This is a genomic window from Pectobacterium colocasium (assembly GCF_020181655.1).
GTDB lineage: Bacteria > Pseudomonadota > Gammaproteobacteria > Enterobacterales > Enterobacteriaceae > Pectobacterium > Pectobacterium colocasium.
In genome coordinates, this window is record NZ_CP084032.1 from 557,137 (window position 1) to 574,923 (window position 17,787).

8 protein-coding genes are annotated in these 17,787 nt (G+C 57.9%); 7 read left to right on the top strand and 1 reads right to left on the bottom strand.

The window, feature by feature from the left end:
* Positions 1-6 precede the first annotated feature (6 nt).
* Positions 7-1,269, bottom strand: coding sequence for an MFS transporter (locus tag LCF41_RS02590; RefSeq protein ID WP_225086760.1), 1,263 nt, complete (start codon positions 1,267-1,269; stop codon positions 7-9).
* Between the two features lie 331 nt (positions 1,270-1,600).
* Between LCF41_RS02590 and LCF41_RS02595 the strand changes: the two genes are divergently transcribed.
* The 7 genes from LCF41_RS02595 to LCF41_RS02625 are packed head-to-tail and all read left to right on the top strand — an operon-like array spanning position 1,601 to position 17,727.
* Positions 1,601-2,797, top strand: a complete 1,197-nt coding sequence (locus LCF41_RS02595; RefSeq protein WP_225086761.1) for an isochorismate synthase — start codon at positions 1,601-1,603, stop codon at positions 2,795-2,797.
* Complete coding sequence (locus tag LCF41_RS02600) at positions 2,794-4,422, top strand: (2,3-dihydroxybenzoyl)adenylate synthase (protein WP_225086762.1); 1,629 nt, start codon at positions 2,794-2,796, stop codon at positions 4,420-4,422. Before LCF41_RS02595 ends, LCF41_RS02600 begins: the two co-directional genes overlap by 4 nt.
* 26 nt (positions 4,423-4,448) lie before the next feature.
* The gene (locus LCF41_RS02605) at positions 4,449-5,324 is read left to right on the top strand and encodes an isochorismatase (protein WP_225086763.1); all 876 of its coding nucleotides are present in this window, start codon (positions 4,449-4,451) and stop codon (positions 5,322-5,324) included.
* Positions 5,321-8,464 (top strand): non-ribosomal peptide synthetase, encoded by a 3,144-nt coding sequence (locus tag LCF41_RS02610; RefSeq protein WP_225086764.1) that lies wholly within the window; start codon positions 5,321-5,323, stop codon positions 8,462-8,464. Before LCF41_RS02605 ends, LCF41_RS02610 begins: the two co-directional genes overlap by 4 nt.
* 5 nt (positions 8,465-8,469) lie before the next feature.
* Positions 8,470-9,240, top strand: coding sequence for a 2,3-dihydro-2,3-dihydroxybenzoate dehydrogenase (dhbA, locus tag LCF41_RS02615; protein WP_225086765.1), 771 nt, complete (start codon positions 8,470-8,472; stop codon positions 9,238-9,240).
* 22 nt (positions 9,241-9,262) lie between these two features.
* Positions 9,263-15,616 (top strand): non-ribosomal peptide synthetase, encoded by a 6,354-nt coding sequence (locus LCF41_RS02620; RefSeq protein WP_225086766.1) that lies wholly within the window; start codon positions 9,263-9,265, stop codon positions 15,614-15,616.
* The gene (locus LCF41_RS02625; protein WP_225086767.1) at positions 15,613-17,727 is read left to right on the top strand and encodes an amino acid adenylation domain-containing protein; all 2,115 of its coding nucleotides are present in this window, start codon (positions 15,613-15,615) and stop codon (positions 17,725-17,727) included. The genes LCF41_RS02620 and LCF41_RS02625 overlap by 4 nt, the downstream gene beginning before the upstream one ends.
* Positions 17,728-17,787: the final 60 nt, after the last annotated feature.

Consider the following 17,787-nt stretch of genomic DNA (forward strand, 5'->3'; position numbering starts at 1 on the left):
ATCGGTTTATTGCCCTATTGTCTGGGCAGGCTGCTGTGAAGCCATCTCCCGGCCGCGTTCAGCCAGCAGTGGAATCAGGCGCATCGTTAGCAGCATGGCGGCCAGCGCAAATACGGCGCTGGCGACGGCGAGCTGTGAGAACCCATCAATTTTTCCTTCAACGGAGGTGCTCAGATAAGCGGCAGAGGCAACGCTGGCAAGCCCTGATGCCACGTTGGCCGCAGTGCCCTGATAGGACATAAACGCGGCGCGCTGATGCGGCAGCGGAATGCCGGCGGTAATTGCCAGCGTGCTGCTGGAGCGGGCTGCGCTGAGCGCCATGAACAGGGTGAACACCAGATACAGGGAAAGCGAAAAAGGCAAAACGAAACCACAGAGGATCACAACGGCCAGCAGTAGCGTCGTCACCACGATCGTCCGGCTGGCATACCCTCGATCCAGCAGGTTGCCGCACAGCTGCATGGTCACCATACTGGCCAGCCCGCCGCAGAGATAAAGCAGGGAAATATCATCCCGCGGGAACGCCAGATTGAACTGAAAGTAGTTGGAAAAATGGGGAATCAGCAGGAAATGGCCGAACATTTGTAGCGAAACCACCGTCAGCCCCAACAGGAAAAGTGGGGAGGCCAGCAGATCGTGCAATACGGAAGTGGGTACTGTGCTGGGAGATGCGCTTGGTTGAGATCGGTGCGTCGGCGGCATGGAAGGAAAGAGCCACAGCACTAACAGCGCCAGCAGCAGGCCGCCGAGGCCGAAAATATAAAACGGCGCTTGCCAGTTAATGCGGTGAGCTAACTCCAGCGACAGCGGCATGATGATAATGGCCGCGAGTGAAAAACTCATACCGACGTAGGCCAACTGCTTTCCGCGCTCGTTGGCCGGCACGATATCGACAACCGCAGCCATCAACACGCCAGAGGCCGGTCCGGCGACGCAACCTGCCAGAATAAACAGCACTAAAAGATGGGTTTGGCTGGTGGCAAACATGCAGGCCGCCGTCAGGCTGAAGCGCAGCGTCAGCAGAACGATCAGAGCATGTTTACGGTTAAATCTGTCCAGATAAGGGGCGGCGAGGAAACCGACAATGGCGGAGGCAAACGTTGCGCCACCGCTAATGTAGCCGATGTTCTTGGCATCCATGGAAAGTGCGCTGATGAAATCGGGACCTAACGGCATCACCATCATCAGGCTGCCGAGGGAAAGCATGTTGATGAGCAGCGCCAGATGCACAACGGGTCGGGTGTGCTGGCGGTACATGCTTTCATCCATGACGGGCTCACATTTAGACACAGTTAGTAAAATATTCGCGCAGTCTAGCGCAGCTTAATTTTCCTGACAATGAATGATAAGTATTTTCATTATCATCTGTGATGTGGGTTTTATAATCAATACATTCCTATTGCTAATCATTAACCGTTATGAAAGATGCCCAAAAAAATTGATTAACATCAATATAACCCCTATTTAGTGGGCGTGAATAAGCATTCTGTGGAAGGATTGACCGAACACGTTACTTCAGTGTAATTTAACTGCGCTTGATATAAATGATAATGATTTTAATAATCATTGGTATTTAATTTGCGAGCGCAGGAGCTGCCTTGTGGATACACTGATTACAGAAGCTGAAACATTTAGCGGGCTAACTTATTCGGAACAGACCGCTTTTTTATATGCATCGGAACACCGTAGCCTTTCGACTTCCGGCTTATTTGAACGTATTTCGTCCCCTGTTTGCGTTCCAGATTCGCACAATGATGGGCTGAGTTCTGCAATCGCGCAGGCGTTCCAGCGGGCGCGTCAGGCAGGGCAGTCGCTGCCTATTGTGGTGGGGGCGATTCCTTTTGATACCACACAACCCTCTAGTCTCTATATCCCTGATAATTATACCGTTACGACGAAATCTGAACTCGTCAGTCGTGCTCGTAAGCAGACGGCGGCAGCACCTGCTGCTCTCACGCTGAACAGCGTTCCAGACAAAGGTCAGTTCAAGTCTATCGTGGCGGAGGCCGTTGAGCGCTTCCGCCGCGGTGAACTGAGCAAAGCGGTACTGTCACGCATTCTGGACATTGAGCTGACGGGTCCGGTTAAGGCGCAAACGATCCTCAACAACCTGATGGTGCAGAACGCGGGTGGCTATCACTTCTCGCTGCCGCTGCCTGATGGTTCCATCTTACTGGGTGCTAGCCCGGAACTGCTGCTGCGTAAGCAGGGCAACGTCATTGTTTCCAACCCGTTGGCGGGATCGGCACGACGGATGAACGATGAACATCTGGATTACCTGAATAGCCAGCGCTTGCTGAATTCCAGCAAAGACAAGCACGAGCACAAGCTGGTGGTGGATGACATTCGTCAACGTCTGATGCCGCTTTGCTCGTCATTAACGGTGCCATCGGCGCCTGCGCTGATGCACACCGCCTCCATGTGGCACTTGTCTACCGCCATTAGCGGTGAACTGGTGAACCCAGAGATGACGGCGCTTCAGGTGGCCTGCCAACTGCATCCTACCCCCGCGCTGTGCGGCTTCCCCACGCAGGACGCGCGCCAGCTGATCGCCGAACTGGAACCGCACGATCGCGGCGTATTCAGCGGCATTGTCGGCTGGTGTGATGCCAACGGCGATGGCGAATGGGCGATAGCGATTCGCTGCGGCACCATCAAAAACAATAACGTCCGCCTGTTTGCCGGTGCGGGCATTGTTGAGGCGTCAGTCCCCGAGGAGGAATGGGCTGAAACTGCCGCCAAATTAAACACGATGCTGAATGCGTTTGGGCTTAACTCTGGTGTGGATGGACTATGAGCATTGAATTTACGCCCTGGCCAGAGGAACTGGCGCAGCGTTACCGCGACAAAGGGTACTGGGTCGGCTTGCCGTTAACGGATGCCTGGGAACGCCATTTGACGACGCAACCTGATGCCGTTGCGGTGGTGTGCGGCGAGCGCCAGTGGAGCTATCGCGAGCTGGATCGGCAATCTTCCGCGCTGGCATCGCGCCTGACGGAAAGCGGCCTGCGCTGTGGTGACACGGCATTGGTGCAGTTGCCGAACGTGGCTGAATTTTACCTGACCTTTTTTGCATTGCTGAAAATGGGCGTCGCGCCAGTTAACGCGCTGTTCAGCCACAACAAGCTGGAATTGCTGTCATACGCCACGCAGATCGAACCGCGCTTACTGATCGCCTCGGCCGAACACCCGCTGTTTGGCAACGGCGAGTTTCTGGATCGGCTACAGACGCAGGTTCCCCGCCTGCAAACGGTGGTGATGCTCGGCGACAGTCCGCTGGGGCACAGTCTGTCAGGCTGGTTGCAACCGTGCACTTCAGCCAGCCAGTATCAGCCTTCCGCGTCAGGGCAGGTTGCCTTCTTCCAGCTTTCTGGCGGCAGTACCGGTACGCCGAAGCTGATTCCCCGCACCCACGATGATTACTACTACAGCGTGCGCCGCAGCGTGGAAATCTGTGAGCTGACGCCACAAACCCGCTACCTGTGCGCCTTGCCCGCACCGCATAACTTCCCGTTAAGTTCACCCGGTTCGCTCGGCGTGTTTTATGCCGGTGGACGCGTCGTGCTGGCGCCCGATCCAGGGGCGATGACCTGTTTCCCGCTGATCGAACGCCACCAGATCGATATTACCTCGCTGGTGCCGCCCGCTGCCGCATTGTGGATCCAGGCGGCCGAACAGTTTGGTGGCGCGCTGCGTAGCCTGAAAATCTTGCAGGTTGGCGGGGCGAAGCTGAGTGAAACCGTCGCACGTCGTATTCCGGCGGTACTGGGCTGCCAGCTACAGCAGGTGCTCGGCATGGCGGAAGGGCTGGTGAACTACACCCGGCTGGACGACAGCGACGAGCATATCTTCACGACACAGGGCTACCCGATGAGCCCGGACGATGAAGTGAAGGTGCTGGATATCGACGGTAATCCGGTGCCGAGAGGCGAGGCGGGGCTGCTGGCGACGCGCGGCCCGTATACCTTCCGTGGCTATTACCGCAGTCCGGAACACAACGCTCGCGCCTTCGACAGTGAAGGGTTTTACCACTCGGGCGATGTGGTGCAGATGACCGAAGACGGCTATTTGCGCGTGGTCGGACGGGAAAAAGATCAGATTAACCGCGGTGGTGAAAAGATTGCCGCTGAAGAGATCGAAAACCTGTTGCTCAAGCATGATGGCATTCTTCATGCCGCGCTGGTGTCCATGCCCGATCCGGTTATGGGCGAGAAGAGCTGCGCTTTTCTGGTGGTCAGCGATCCCTCGCTGAAAGCCATTACGTTGAGAAAATATCTTCGCAATCAGGGTATTGCTGAATTCAAACTGCCGGACCGCTTCGAGATGATCGACACCTTGCCCGTTACGCCGGTCGGCAAGATTGATAAGAAATCACTCCGTCAGCGCATCCAGACCCAACTTAGCACTCAAAACCGAACGTAGTATTCAAAACAAATAAGGATTTTGTGATGGCAATCCCTTCTATTGCTTCTTATCCCCTGCCGTGCGCACAGGATTTCCCGGACAACAAGGTTTCCTGGGCGTTTGAGCCTGAGCGCGCGGTGCTGCTGATTCATGACATGCAGGACTATTTCGTGAATTTCTATGGTGCGGACAGCCCGCTGGCGCAGCAGTTGATTGAGAACATTGTGGCGTTGCGAACCTACTGCAAAGCACAGGGAATTCCGGTGGTGTATACCGCGCAGCCGAATGCACAAAGCGCGGCAGACCGGGCGCTGCTGAACGACATGTGGGGCGCAGGGTTGAATAATCACCCTGACAAGCAACGTGTTGTGAGTGCGCTGGCACCGGATGAGCATGACACCGTGCTGGTGAAGTGGCGCTACAGCGCTTTTCACCGTTCGCCGCTGGAACCGATGATGAAGGAGATGGGTAAAGATCAGCTGATTATCTGCGGCGTTTACGGGCATATCGGCTGCATGATTACCGCGACGGATGCCTTCATGCGCGACATCAAGCCATTCATGGTCGGTGATGCGGTGGCGGATTTCTCACTTCAGGAGCACCAGATGGCGCTGAAATATGTGGCGACGCGCGCCGGACGGGTGGTTAGCACGGCGGAACTTACAGGAGCAAAAATGGCACAGGCACTGACAAAACAAGCACTGAGAGCGCACCTGCTGACCTTGATCGACGAAGATGAAGATCAATTCGATGAAGATGAAAACCTGATCGACTACGGTCTGGATTCGGTGCGCATGATGGCGCTGCTGACCGAATGGCGCAATCAGGGGGTCACGCTGAGCTTTGTCGATTTGGCGCGTAACCCCAGCCTGAATGCCTGGTGGGCGCTGATTGAAAAACAGCAGGGAGCCGCATCATGAAACCGTTGAGCGTTGCGCAGCGCGGGTTGTGGTTAGGTCATGCCCTGAACGATGATAAAGCGACGTTCAACACGGCGGAGTGCATCGCGTTTGATGGCAAAGTCGATATTGAAGCCATGCTAAGCGCGATCCGTCAGGCAGTCATGGAGTGCGAGTGCCTGTACTGCCAGTTTGTTGAGGTTGCGGGTGAACAGGCCGACCAGCCGGAGATCGGCTTTGTGGCTTCACAGTTGCCAGTGCCCATCGGCGTGCTGCCGATTAGTGAACTGTTGCCTGTGCCGATGACGGATGAAGAGCAGACAATACGCCAGTGGGCGCGTGAGGAAATCGCCCAGCCGCTGGATTTACTGAACGAGTTACCTTGCCGTTTTGCACTGCTGTGCGGTGAAAAGCGCGATTTTCTCTACAGTTGTGTTCACCACATTGCGCTGGACGGCTTTGGCACCACCATGTTGTTTCAGCGTATCGCCCAGATCTATACCGCACTGACGGCGGGGCAACCCGCGCCAGTGGCCGAATTCGGCCCGTTCAGCGAGGTGTTGGAAGAGGAACAGCAGCGTGATGCCAGCGGACAGACGGCGCAGGCGCGTGATTTCTGGCTGGAAACGCTGAACGCGATGCCGGAACCGGCCAGCTTCAGCGAAAAGAAAGCACCTATCGCGGCGCGGTTTTTGCGCCAGAGCAGCGTGTTGCCAGCGGATATCTGGCAGCCGCTGACGGCGCTGTGTGAAGGCAACAAAATCAGCTGGCCGGATCTGTTTTTAGCGATGCTGGCGACGCACCTCAAACTGGTGTCTGGCAGCGACCGACTGACGTTCGGCATGATGGTGATGAACCGTATCGGTTCCGCCTCGCTAACAGTGCCGAGCATGCAGATGAATATTGTGCCGCTGTGCATTCAGGTGGATGAGCAGGCGGACTTTGTCACACTGGCGCAGCAGGTGGCTCGCACCAAACGTACGCTGCGTCGGCATCAACATTATCGCTATGAGCACTTACGGCGCGATCTGAACCGCGTCGGCGGCGAGCAGCGGCTTTTCGGCCCACTGATCAATATCATGCCGTTCGATCATCCGCTCAGCTACGGATCGCTGTCGTCCAGCACGCTGAATCTCAGCGCCGGACCGGTAGAAGATCTGACTATCGAGATCCATTTCAAACCGGATGGTACACCGGTGCTGGATTTTGATGCCAACCCGGCCTGTTACAGCGCAGAAGCGTTAGCCACTTTACAAGAAACCTTGTTCACGCTGCTTCAACGCTGGCTGGCGCAGCCGCAGCAAACCAGTGGCGAACTGCTGGGACGCTGGCTACGTGAAGAGCGTGAGCTGGCGTTGATCACCAGCCGCGAGCCTGAGCCGTTCGTTGAACCGGTTCTGACGGCGATTGCCAAGCAGGCGCGTAAAAATCCGAATCATCCGGCGCTGACGCAGCGCGATCGGCAGTACAGCTATCAACAACTGCTGGACCTGAGTGGTCAGGCTGCTGCGGCGCTGCACGAGCGCGGCGTGCAACCCGGTGAGCGCATCGGTGTCATGCTGAACCGCAGCCCTGAAACCATCATTTGCCTGCTGGCCGTGATGCAATGCGGCGCAGTATATGTGCCGCTCGATCCTGAACAGCCGCATGAACGTCAACAACACATTATCCAGATTGCCAGTCTGCGTACGATTGTGACGCAGGCGGACTACCAGCATCGGCTGGCGTCGGTCTTCTCCGGCGAGATCGTTCTGGCAGGGCATCTTCTGTCATCCAACGCACAGGCCGCCGCTCTGTCGCCTGCGGAAGCGAGGGAAGGGCAAATTGCCTATATCATGTTCACCTCAGGATCGACCGGATTGCCGAAAGGGGTAGAGATCGGTGTCAGCGCACTGGATCACTTCATCGCAGCGGCACGCCAGCGCTACGGTCTGCGCGCAGCGGATCGCGTGCTGCAATTTGCCCCGTTTAACTTTGATGCCAGCATCGAAGAGATCTTTGCCACACTGACCAGCGGTGCAACGCTGGTGCTGCGCACCGATGAGATGCTGGAGTCGATTCCGGCCTTTGTTGAACAGGTCGCAGAACAGGCGATTACGCTGCTCGACTTGCCGACGGCATTCTGGAATGAATGGGTCGTGGCGCTGAAAACCGGCACGCTGACCCTGCCTTCCGCACTGCGCGCCATCATCATTGGCGGTGAAGCGGTGTACCCCGAACAGTTGGCGCAGTGGCAACATCATGCGCCGGACACGCTGCGCTTGATCAACACCTATGGCCCGACTGAAACCACGGTAGTCGCGACCAGTTGCGATCTGCAAACACAGTCGGCCGATGTGGCACAGCTTCCTATCGGTCTGCCGCTGGCTGGTGTCAACGCGCTGATTCTCGCGGTGGGCGATCGCCCTGCGGCGGAAGGGGAACTGGTGCTGCTGGGGCCAACGCTGGCGGCGGGTTACATCGGAACAGAACACGCGGCGTTTACGCAGATAGCGGTGGGCGAGCGGGAGCTTCCGGCTTACCGCACTGGCGACAGAGTACGGCTGGAAAAAGGACAGTTGCTCTACCTCGGGCGCATGGATAACGAGTTTAAAATCAGTGGCTACCGGATCCAGCCTGGGGAAGTTGAAGCCCATCTGTTGGCACAGCCGGACGTCGATGAAGCCTGTGTTCAAGGCATTGTTTACCCCAATGGCTTGCGGCGTCTGGTGGCGTTTGTCGCCACGAAAGCCGGTGAGATCAACGCTCGTGCGCTGAAACAGCGTCTGGGCAGCGTGCTGCCGCCAGCGATGATCCCCACCGATTACCGTGCCTTCCGTCAGTTGCCAAAAACCGGCTCCAACAAGGTCGATCGCAAGCGTCTGCTGGCGGAATACCACGACGAGGCTCCAGCGCAGACGTTAGCCAGCGAAACTGAAAATCGGGTCAGCGCAATCTGGCAGCAGATCCTCGGTGTGTCGGGGATCCAGTCGCGGGATAACTTCTTCGAGCTGGGTGGACAGTCATTGCAGACCATCCAGATCGTCAACCGTCTGGCCGCCGAGTTTTCCGTCAGCATCAAGGTGTCTGATGTGTTCGATCATCCTCAGCTCAGCGACTTCTGCCGCTATCTGGACGACAGGCTGTCACAGGATGAAAACAGCGTGGAAATGGTGTGGTAGGGAAAATGATGAACAAGGCACAACCTCTTCAGTTTGATTTCAGCGGCAAGAGCGTCTGGGTAACCGGTGCGGCGAGCGGTATTGGCGAAAGCATTGCCCGCCAGTTCGTTGCGCTGGGCGCGAACGTGGTCGGTTTCGACCGCGCATTCCGACATGACGATCATCCGTTTAGCTGTGTGACGCTGGATATCAGCGAACCGGACAGTGTGGCGGCGGTCTGTCGCCAGCAGTTGGCGGAAACCGGGCTAGACGTTCTGGTCAACGCCGCTGGGATTCTGCGTTTGGGCGATATCGACGCGCTGAGCGTGGACGACTGGCACCAGTGCATCAACGTCAACGCCTCTGGCGCGTTTTACCTGTTAAACGCACTGGTCCCGCATTTCAAGCAGCAGCGCCGCGGTGCGATTGTTTGCGTTGGTTCCAATGCCGCGCATGTTCCCCGCATGCAAATGGCGGCGTACTGCGCCTCGAAAGCGGCGCTCACCAGCCTGTCTCACTGTGCCGGTCTGGAGTTAGCGCCTTACGGCGTGCGCTGCAATCTGGTGTCGCCGGGATCGACGGACACGCCGATGCAGCGCGGCATGTGGCATAGCGCCGATGCCGAGCAGCGCACTATCGCGGGCTTTCCTGACCAGTACAAACTGGGGATTCCGCTGGGCAAGATCGCTCAGCCGGACGAGATCGCCAATACCGTGGTTTTTCTGGCTTCCGATCTCGCCAGCCACATCACCATGCAGGATGTGGTGGTGGACGGCGGGGCAACGCTGACGGCCTGATTTGCTGAGAGAGTGACAAGTTATGAAAGATATCGTAACGCTGTTAAAGCAGCTGGAGCGTCAGGGCGTCCGTCTGGCGTTAAATGCGCAGGGGCAGTTGATTTCGCAGTCCAGCAAAGACGCGATCACGCCAGAGATTGGGCGCACGATTAAGGAAAACAAAGACGCCATTGTGCGTTGCCTGACGGCGCAGCAGGCGTTTGAACGTCCCATCACGCCGCAGAATGCGACGTCCGGCCCGCTGTCGTCATCACAGAGCGGACTGTGGTTTATCGAGCAGTACGAAGAGCAATCACACCTCTACAATATGCCGGTCTATTTTCGTCTGACCGGCACGCTGGATGTGGCGGCGCTGGAGTTTGCCTTTGACGCACTGGCGCAGCGTCATGCCAGCCTGCGTACCCGTTTTGTGGTCAACGAACACGGCAAGGGCGAACAGCGTATCGATGCCTATCAACCGTTTGTGATACAGCATGATGATTTCTCATCACTGCCGGAAGACGAACGGGAAGGACGCTTACAGCAGCAGGTGAAAGCGGAAATCAGCCGCCCGTTCGATCTCACGGCGGGCGATCTCACTCGTGTGCGGCTGGTGAAAATGAGCGAACGGGTGCACGTTCTGATGATCACCCAGCACCATATTATTTCCGATGGTTGGTCGGTGAAGAATATGTTTGCGGATTTCAAACCGGCTTTTCTGGCCTGTCAAAATCGCCAGCCTTACCCCGTCGAGCCGACCCAGCTTAACTATATCGATTACGCACACTGGTTCAATTCCGCCTCGTTTCTGGATTACCACAACGAATTCAAACCGTTCTGGGTTGAGCGACTGACGGGGATCCCCGAAGTTCACAGCCTACCGTTGGATAAACCACGTCCGGCGCACCAGAATAGCGGCGGTGAGGTGATTTTCTCCGCGATCAACAACGATCTGTGGGATAAATTCAAGCGCCTGTGCCAGCGCTACAATACCTCTAACTTTATCGGCCTGCATGCGGTGTTCTCTCTGCTGTTGGCGCGCATCAGCGGTGAAAAAGACATCGTCATTGGTTCGCCGCTGGCCTACCGCGAACGACCGGATATCGAAGATGTCGTCGGCTTCTTCGTCAACACCATCGTGCTGCGTACTCAGTTGCAGGACAGCCAGCGTTTCGTCGATTACCTGCAATATTGCCGCGAGCAGGATCTGTCGGCCTTCGATCATCAGCTTTATCGTTTTGAAGCGCTGAGCGAGGCGATCGGTTCCGATCGCACCACCGCGATCAACCCGATCTTCCAGGTAATGCTGGTGTATCAGGCTAAAGTGGATTTCAACGATCTGATTCCCGGTTGCGATGCGGAGGAAGAGACTTCACCCGTGCTGCCCGCCAAGACGGACATTTCGGTTAAGGTGACGGAGCTGATGGGCGAGGTGCGGCTGGACTGGCTGTTTGCCACTGCGCTGTTTGAGCGCCAGACGATCCAGTATTACGCCGATCGCTTTATCCGGCTGATTGAGGCCGTGGTTGAGGCTCCGGAAACTGACGTCTGGCATCTGCCGCTGATGGAAGCGGATCGCTTTGCCGCCGTGTTGGCGGAAAGTCAGCAGCTGCCGCGTAGCTATCCGCAGCCACAGCTGACGGTAACCGACGTGATTGAAGCCATCGCCCAGCGCGATCCTCAGCAACTGGCGATAGCCTTTGACGGCGAACAGCGCACGGATACGCTGACGTATGCCGAACTGAACAGGCAGTCGAATCAGCTGGCTCACTGGCTGCACCGTCAGGGGCTGGGTGAACAATCGCTGGTTGGCGTGCTGGCGAAACGCGATCGTTATTTTGTCATTGCGCTGCTGGCCGTCTGGAAAGCAGGAGCCGCGTATGTGCCGCTGGATCCCGATTATCCGCCGGAGCGGCTGCGCCACATCATTACCGATGCCAATCTTGCCGTGATTCTCGGCGGCGATGGGCAACAGCTGGCGCAGTGGTCCGCGGAGCAGTGTATCGATCTGACCGATCCGGCCATTGTTGCGCAGTGGCACGATCTATCAGGTGATGAACCACCGGCCATTCCGCGCCACGCGCAGCAACTGGCGCAGGTGATCTACACCTCGGGATCGACTGGCTTGCCGAAGGGCGTCATGATCGAACACGGCTCGCTGATCAATCTGCTGGACGATCATCGCGATCGAATCGCGTTCACGTCGCAAAGCACGATGTTCAACTGCATGTCGCTCTCGTTTGACGCCGGTAACATGACGACGCTGCTGCCGCTGAGCAGCGGCGGCACGCTGGCGTTTGGCGAACCTAACGATCGGGCGATTGTGCATGCCGAACAGGCGGGCGCGACGCACCTGATCCTGCCGACGGCGCTAATGTCGATTCTCGATCCGAAGCAGGTTAACGGTATTCAAGCCATTGGTATGGGCGGTGAAGCCTGTCCGAACGCCGTGGTGGAAAACTGGGCCGACAAGGTCGCGCTGTACAACATGTACGGGCCGACGGAATGTACCGTCACCGCGTTGAGCACCCGCTTGCGTAAAGGTCAGCCCGTCACCATCGGTCAGCCCATCGCTCATATTCAGGCGCTGATTTTGGACGCTGCCGGGCAACTGTGTCCGGCGGGCGTGCCGGGCGAGCTGTGCCTTGCGGGGCTTGGGCTGGCGCGTGGCTACCTCAACCAACCGCAGATGACGGCCAGCCGCTTTGAACACATTACGCTGAACGATGTGAACCATACCGGACAAGGTACAGCGACGCTGCGCATTTATCGCACGGGTGATAAGGCCAGGCTGTTGAACAACGGTGACTATGAATACTGTGGCCGTATTGATGAGCAGATCAAACTACGCGGTTACCGCATTGAGCCGGGTGAGATCGAGGCGCAGCTGGCGGCGGTCTGTCCGTCTTTGAAACAGGTTAAAGTCATCGTGGCACAGGTGGGGAACCGTCCGGCGCTGGTTGCCTATGGCACGGTGAAAGCCGACAGCAGCACGCCGGAACCTGCCGCTGTCCTGATTGATGTCGCGAAGCACCTGCCGGAATACATGGTGCCGTTCCGACTGATTCTGCTGGAAGACATGCCGCTGACGCCGAACGGCAAACTGGATACGAAACAGCTGCCGCCAGTGCTGGAAGCCAGCGAAGGCGACGGCGAAGCCGATAATCCGCTGGAAGCGGATGTACTGGCGATTTGGCGCAGCGTGCTGAATACGCCGCTGGGCGTTGAGGATGATTTCTTTCGCTTAGGCGGCGATTCCATCCTCAGTATCCAACTGACCACCCGCCTGCGCAGCGCGGGCTATGTCTGCACGGTGAAGGACGTTTTCGAAGCGAAGAGCGTGCGGCGTCTGTGCCGCGTGCTGGCGCAGAACAACCGCGACACAGGTATTGTGGCGGAGCAGGGCATGCTGGAAGGTGAGTTCGCGCTGCTGCCGATTCAGCGCTGGTTTATGGAACAACCGCTGGCACGTCCTGAGCACTGGAATCAGGCGGCGATGATTCAACTGCCTGACGTGGATACCGAATGCCTGACCACGATGTTGCAGGCGCTGATGGCACAACACGACGCGTTGCGTCTGGCCTGTGATGCCGATGGGCAGCGCTATCTGACGGAAGTGTCTTGCCCTGCGGTGTCGATGCTGGATTATCGCCAGCTTGGCGACGACGGCCTGCAACAGGCGTTTACCGCGTTGCAGCGTGAATTCGACCCTGCGCAGGGAAGAACGATGGCCTGTGCGCTGGTGCGTCACCATCCGCAGGCGGACACCGCCTTGTTCCTTGCTTTCCACCATCTGGTGATTGATGCCGTGTCCTGGCGCATTCTGGTTGATGACCTGGAACGGCTGTACCTCGGTGAACCGCTGTCGCCGAAAACGTCGAGCTATCGCCAGTGGGGCACGGCGCTGCACCACTACGCTACGCAACATGCAGAACAGTTAGCGTACTGGCAGGCGCAGGAAGACGGGGGTGATCAGACGGCGCTACTGGCGGCGAAAGATCCGCAAGGCCATGCCAGTGCGGCGATGCTGACGCTGGATGCCGAAACCACCGGCCAACTGGTGAGCGAGGCCAACCGCGCCTTTAATACCGACGTCAGCGATCTGCTGCTGGTAGCGCTGACCCGCACACTAAGCGAGCTTGGCTGGGGTGACAACGCACGCATCATGCTGGAAGGGCATGGTCGCGAAGCGATTGATCCGACACTGGATGTCAGTCGTACGGTCGGGTGGTTTACCAGCACCTATCCGGTGTGCCTGCAAGATAAACCTGACTGGGCTTCCCTGATTAAATCCAGCAAGGAACAGCTGCGTCAGGTGCCGGATAAAGGCGTCGGGTTTAATCCGCTGCGCTACCATCACCCGCAGGGCGGTTCGCTGACGCTGTCGCCGATTGTGTTCAACTATCTCGGGCTGTCGGTTCAGGCGGCTGGCGTGTGGCGTCCGGTGGATGTCGCGCCGGGAAGCTGCGTTGCGCCGGAGAATAAACCGGCGGAGATTATCAGTCTTCACGGTGGTATTACGGGCGGACAGCTAACGCTGCGTCAGGTGGGTTGCCTTAACCAGCGTGACAGCGAACGCCTGATGGCGCGGTTCACTGAAAATCTGCGGGAGCTGACAGCAGCCTGTCTGGACCAGCTGAGCCGCGGCACTGTCTTTACTCCCAGCGACTTTCCGGCGGTGACGCTCAGCCAGACGCAGCTCGATAGCCTGTCGCAGCGTTATGACATCGACACGCTGTTGCCGCTGCCATCGCTCCAGCAGTCGATGCTGTATCACCGCCTGCGCTGTCCGCAGGACGATGCCTATCATCTGCAAACGCCGGTTCGCTATGCACAGGCGCTGGACGTGGAAGGCTATCGTCAGGCCTGGCAGCGTCAGATTCAGCGGTTCCCGGCACTGCGTGCCGCGTTGGAAAGCGAATGTACCAGCGTGCAGGTAATTGTGAAGCAGGCAGAATTGCCTTTCTACTATCAGGATGTCGCGCAGGAGGCCGATCCACAGGCGGTCATTGAACGCTATCGCCAGCAGGATTTACGCACCGGATTTGATTTGTCACAGCCGCCGCTGTTGCGCATTGCCTGTTTCCGCGTGGGTGAACAGGATTATCGGGTACTGCTGAGCTGTCACCACAGCATCATTGATGGCTGGAGCGGCCCACAGCTGCTGGGCGCGGTACACCGTGACTATCAACTGCTGATGAACGGGCAAGCATTAATACACGGTGAAGCGCCAGCGATTCAGGTGGATCGCGCCTATGTGGATTATGCACTGCATGCCGTGGCGCAGCAGCCTGCCGTCGAGGCTTTCTGGCAGCAGCGTCAGCCGCTGCTGGCGCAGACGAACGACGTGGCGATGCTGTTTGCGGCGACGGGGAAACGCGCCGATCTCAGCCAGCATCTGACGCAGGTTGAACCGCAGGTCACCGGTGTGAGCCTGAATGAACAGGATCAGGCGACGCTAACCGCCTTTGCCCGTGAAGTGGGCGTTACGCACAGCATTATCGCGCAATATGCCTGGCACCGGCTGCTGGCGCGCTCGACTGGCGATGCAGTCAGCATTGTCGGCAACGTGCTGTCAGGCAGGGAAAGTCCGGTGGAGGGCGTGGCGAGCAGCGTGGGTCTGTATATCAACAGCCTGCCGCTGGCGCTGAGCTGGCAGCAGCCGGTATCGCTACAACAGCATCTGGTGCAGTTGCAGAATGAGCTGATGGCGATGAATCAGCATGCCACGCAGTCGCTGATTGCCCTGACAGCCGGACGTCCGCGTCTGTTTAATAGCCTGTTCGTTTATGAAAACTACCCTGTTAATGAAAATCGGCCCGGAGCAAAGGAGGAGCAAGGTGAACGTGCTGACGACCCGCATCGGCTATCTCCCGAGTTTTCAGCCGCCTATGAAAAAGTCGAGATGCCGCTGAATCTGGTGGTGCGTGAGCAGGCGGGCTGCATGCTGCTGCGCTTCGAGTTTGACGCCGATGTGCTGGACAGTGCGCAGGCACGTCGGGTGCTGATGCGCTGGCATGATGAAGTGGTGGCGCTGGTGAATAGCGCGCCGCCGCAGCCCGCCGAAATTATCGGACATCATAAGGTGCTGGATACGTCGATGAGGCAGGCTGCCATGCTGGATAGCCGCGCTGGCTCGCCTGACACACCGTCAGCCCAGTCGTTGTTACGCGTGTGGGCGCAGACGCTGAAACGCAGTGAATCCGGCCTCTGGTCGCAGACGCTGTGTGAAAGCGGTGTTGATTCGCTCCAGCGTATTGCGCTGGCACAGGCATTGAGCCGCGCATTAGCGCAGCCGGTGAGTGTGGCGCTCTTGCAGCGTTACCCGTCACCGCAGGCACTGAGCGGATATCTGGCACAGTCGAGGGTGACCGCCAATGAGGAAACGCTGTCATGACAGGGAATGATGAAGCAGTGGAGAACCCGATGGCGGATATCCAACAGCCCACGGCCTTCGGGCAGCGGGTAGGTGCCGCGCATGGTGAACAGCGCCACGGCAGTGAGCTGCCCCGACAATATCCTACGTCGCTGGTGAGTGCGGCATGGAGCTGGCTGCTGTACAAATACAGCGGTGAAGAGCAGGTGTGTGCTGCGCTCGTCACGTGCGATCTTCCTGACCACGTAAGACCGCTGATCGCGCATTTTCACCAGCGCGATCGTCTTGTGAGCGAGTGGATCGCAGCAGTGGGATCGTCGTGCGATCCGCAGTCTGCGCCAGAGATTCCGGCAGCCGACACGCAGCATGCGCTGTTTAGCAGCCTGCTGATCGTGGGGGAAATGGCATCGTTACCTGTGGTTGTACAAAAAGCGGCGCAAAGCGTGGCGCTGATCGTACAGGTTCAGAACGATCGATTGATTCTGACGGCACCTGACGGGCAGTTTGATAACCATCAGCTACAGCGCATTGCCCGCCATCTTATTCAGCTACTCGATGGACTGCTGGCACCGCGTTGGGAGCATCTGGCACAGATTCGCCTCAGTCCGCGGGTGGTGCCGCTACCGCACAGGGCGACGACGCCTGCTCTGCACGATGAGCTGTTGGCGCATCTTACTCAGGAAGAACGTCAGGAGCGTGTGGCCATTCGCTTTCAGGAACGTGAAATCAGCTATCGGGAACTGTTGCAACGCGTTGCGCTGATTCAACAGGTGCTGGCTGCGCAGGGTATCACGGCTGGTCAGCGCGTGGGGCTGCATCTGAGCCGTCAGCCTGACACCGTGGCGGCGCTGCTGGCCTGCCTGTTTTCTCAGGTGGCGTTTGTGCCGCTGGAGCCGGATTTTCCGGGGGAACGCCTACAGGCGATTCAGCAGGAAGCGGCACTAGCCGCAGTCTTGCAGGACAGTTACACCGGCGGTTCGCTGGCGTTTGACTGCCCGATCCTGAACCTCGGCGATTTACCGTATGCCGCCAGCGATGCCGCCGCGAGCGTACAGTTGGCACGGACGGAGGGCGCGGAAACGGCGGCCTACATGATGTTTACTTCCGGTTCGACGGGGAAACCAAAAGGCGTCGTGATTGGTCAGCGGGCACTGCAAACCTTTATTCATGCCAGCACCGCGCGGCTGGATTTAACGCATCAAGCCAACTGGCTGCTGATTACTACGCTGGCGTTCGATATCTCCATGTTGGAAGTGTTTGCGCCGCTGTGGGTCGGCGGCGTGTTGCACCTGACCACGCATGAGGAATACAAAGATCCACAGGCGGTCGCGGCGTATTTGCAGGCTCGACCGAACATCAATGTCTTGCAGGCCACGCCCGCGTTTTGGCGCATGATGTTTAAAGCCGGTTGGCAGGGTAAACCCGATCTGGTGGCGCTGTGCGGCGGTGAAGCGCTGGATCTGCGGCTGGCGCAGCGTCTGGTCAGCCGTTGCAGGACGCTATGGAATTGCTATGGGCCAACCGAAGCGACGATCTGGTCGCAGATGGCACAGATCGATAGCACAGCGTTAGAGAATCAGCATACGGTTGCACTGGGTAACACGCTGGCGGGCTATCAGCACCTGGTGATCGATGACGATCGCCATCCACTGGTGGAAGGAATGGTCGGCGAACTGTGCATTCTCGGTGAGGCGCTGAGCGGCGGGTACTGGCAGCGTGACGATCTGACTCAGGATCGTTTTATTCAGCAGGTGGAATCCAGACAGCGCATGTATCGCACAGGGGATAAAGTCCGGCTGCTGGCGGACGATCGTTATCAGTATCTTGGCCGCTTCGACGATCAGGTAAAATTACGGGGATTTCGCATCGAGTTAGGGGAGATCGAGGCGCAGTTGAAACAGATCGAGCAGGTGCAGGATGCGGCCGTCAAACTTCAGGGAGAGGGAGATGAGGCGGTGCTGGTCGGCTACGTGGAATATAAATCCGGTTCGGAGATGACCAAACTGGCGCTGCGCAAACAGCTGCATCAGTTCTTACCGGCGTACATGGTGCCGGGGCGTATTGTTGTGCTCGACAAGCTGCCGAAAACCGGCAGCGGTAAAGTCGATCGTAAACGCCTGACGGACGTCTGAAAAGTGAGAGGGCAGCGCCGCTGCCCTCTCACTATCGTGTAACAATGGCATTCTCAGGTA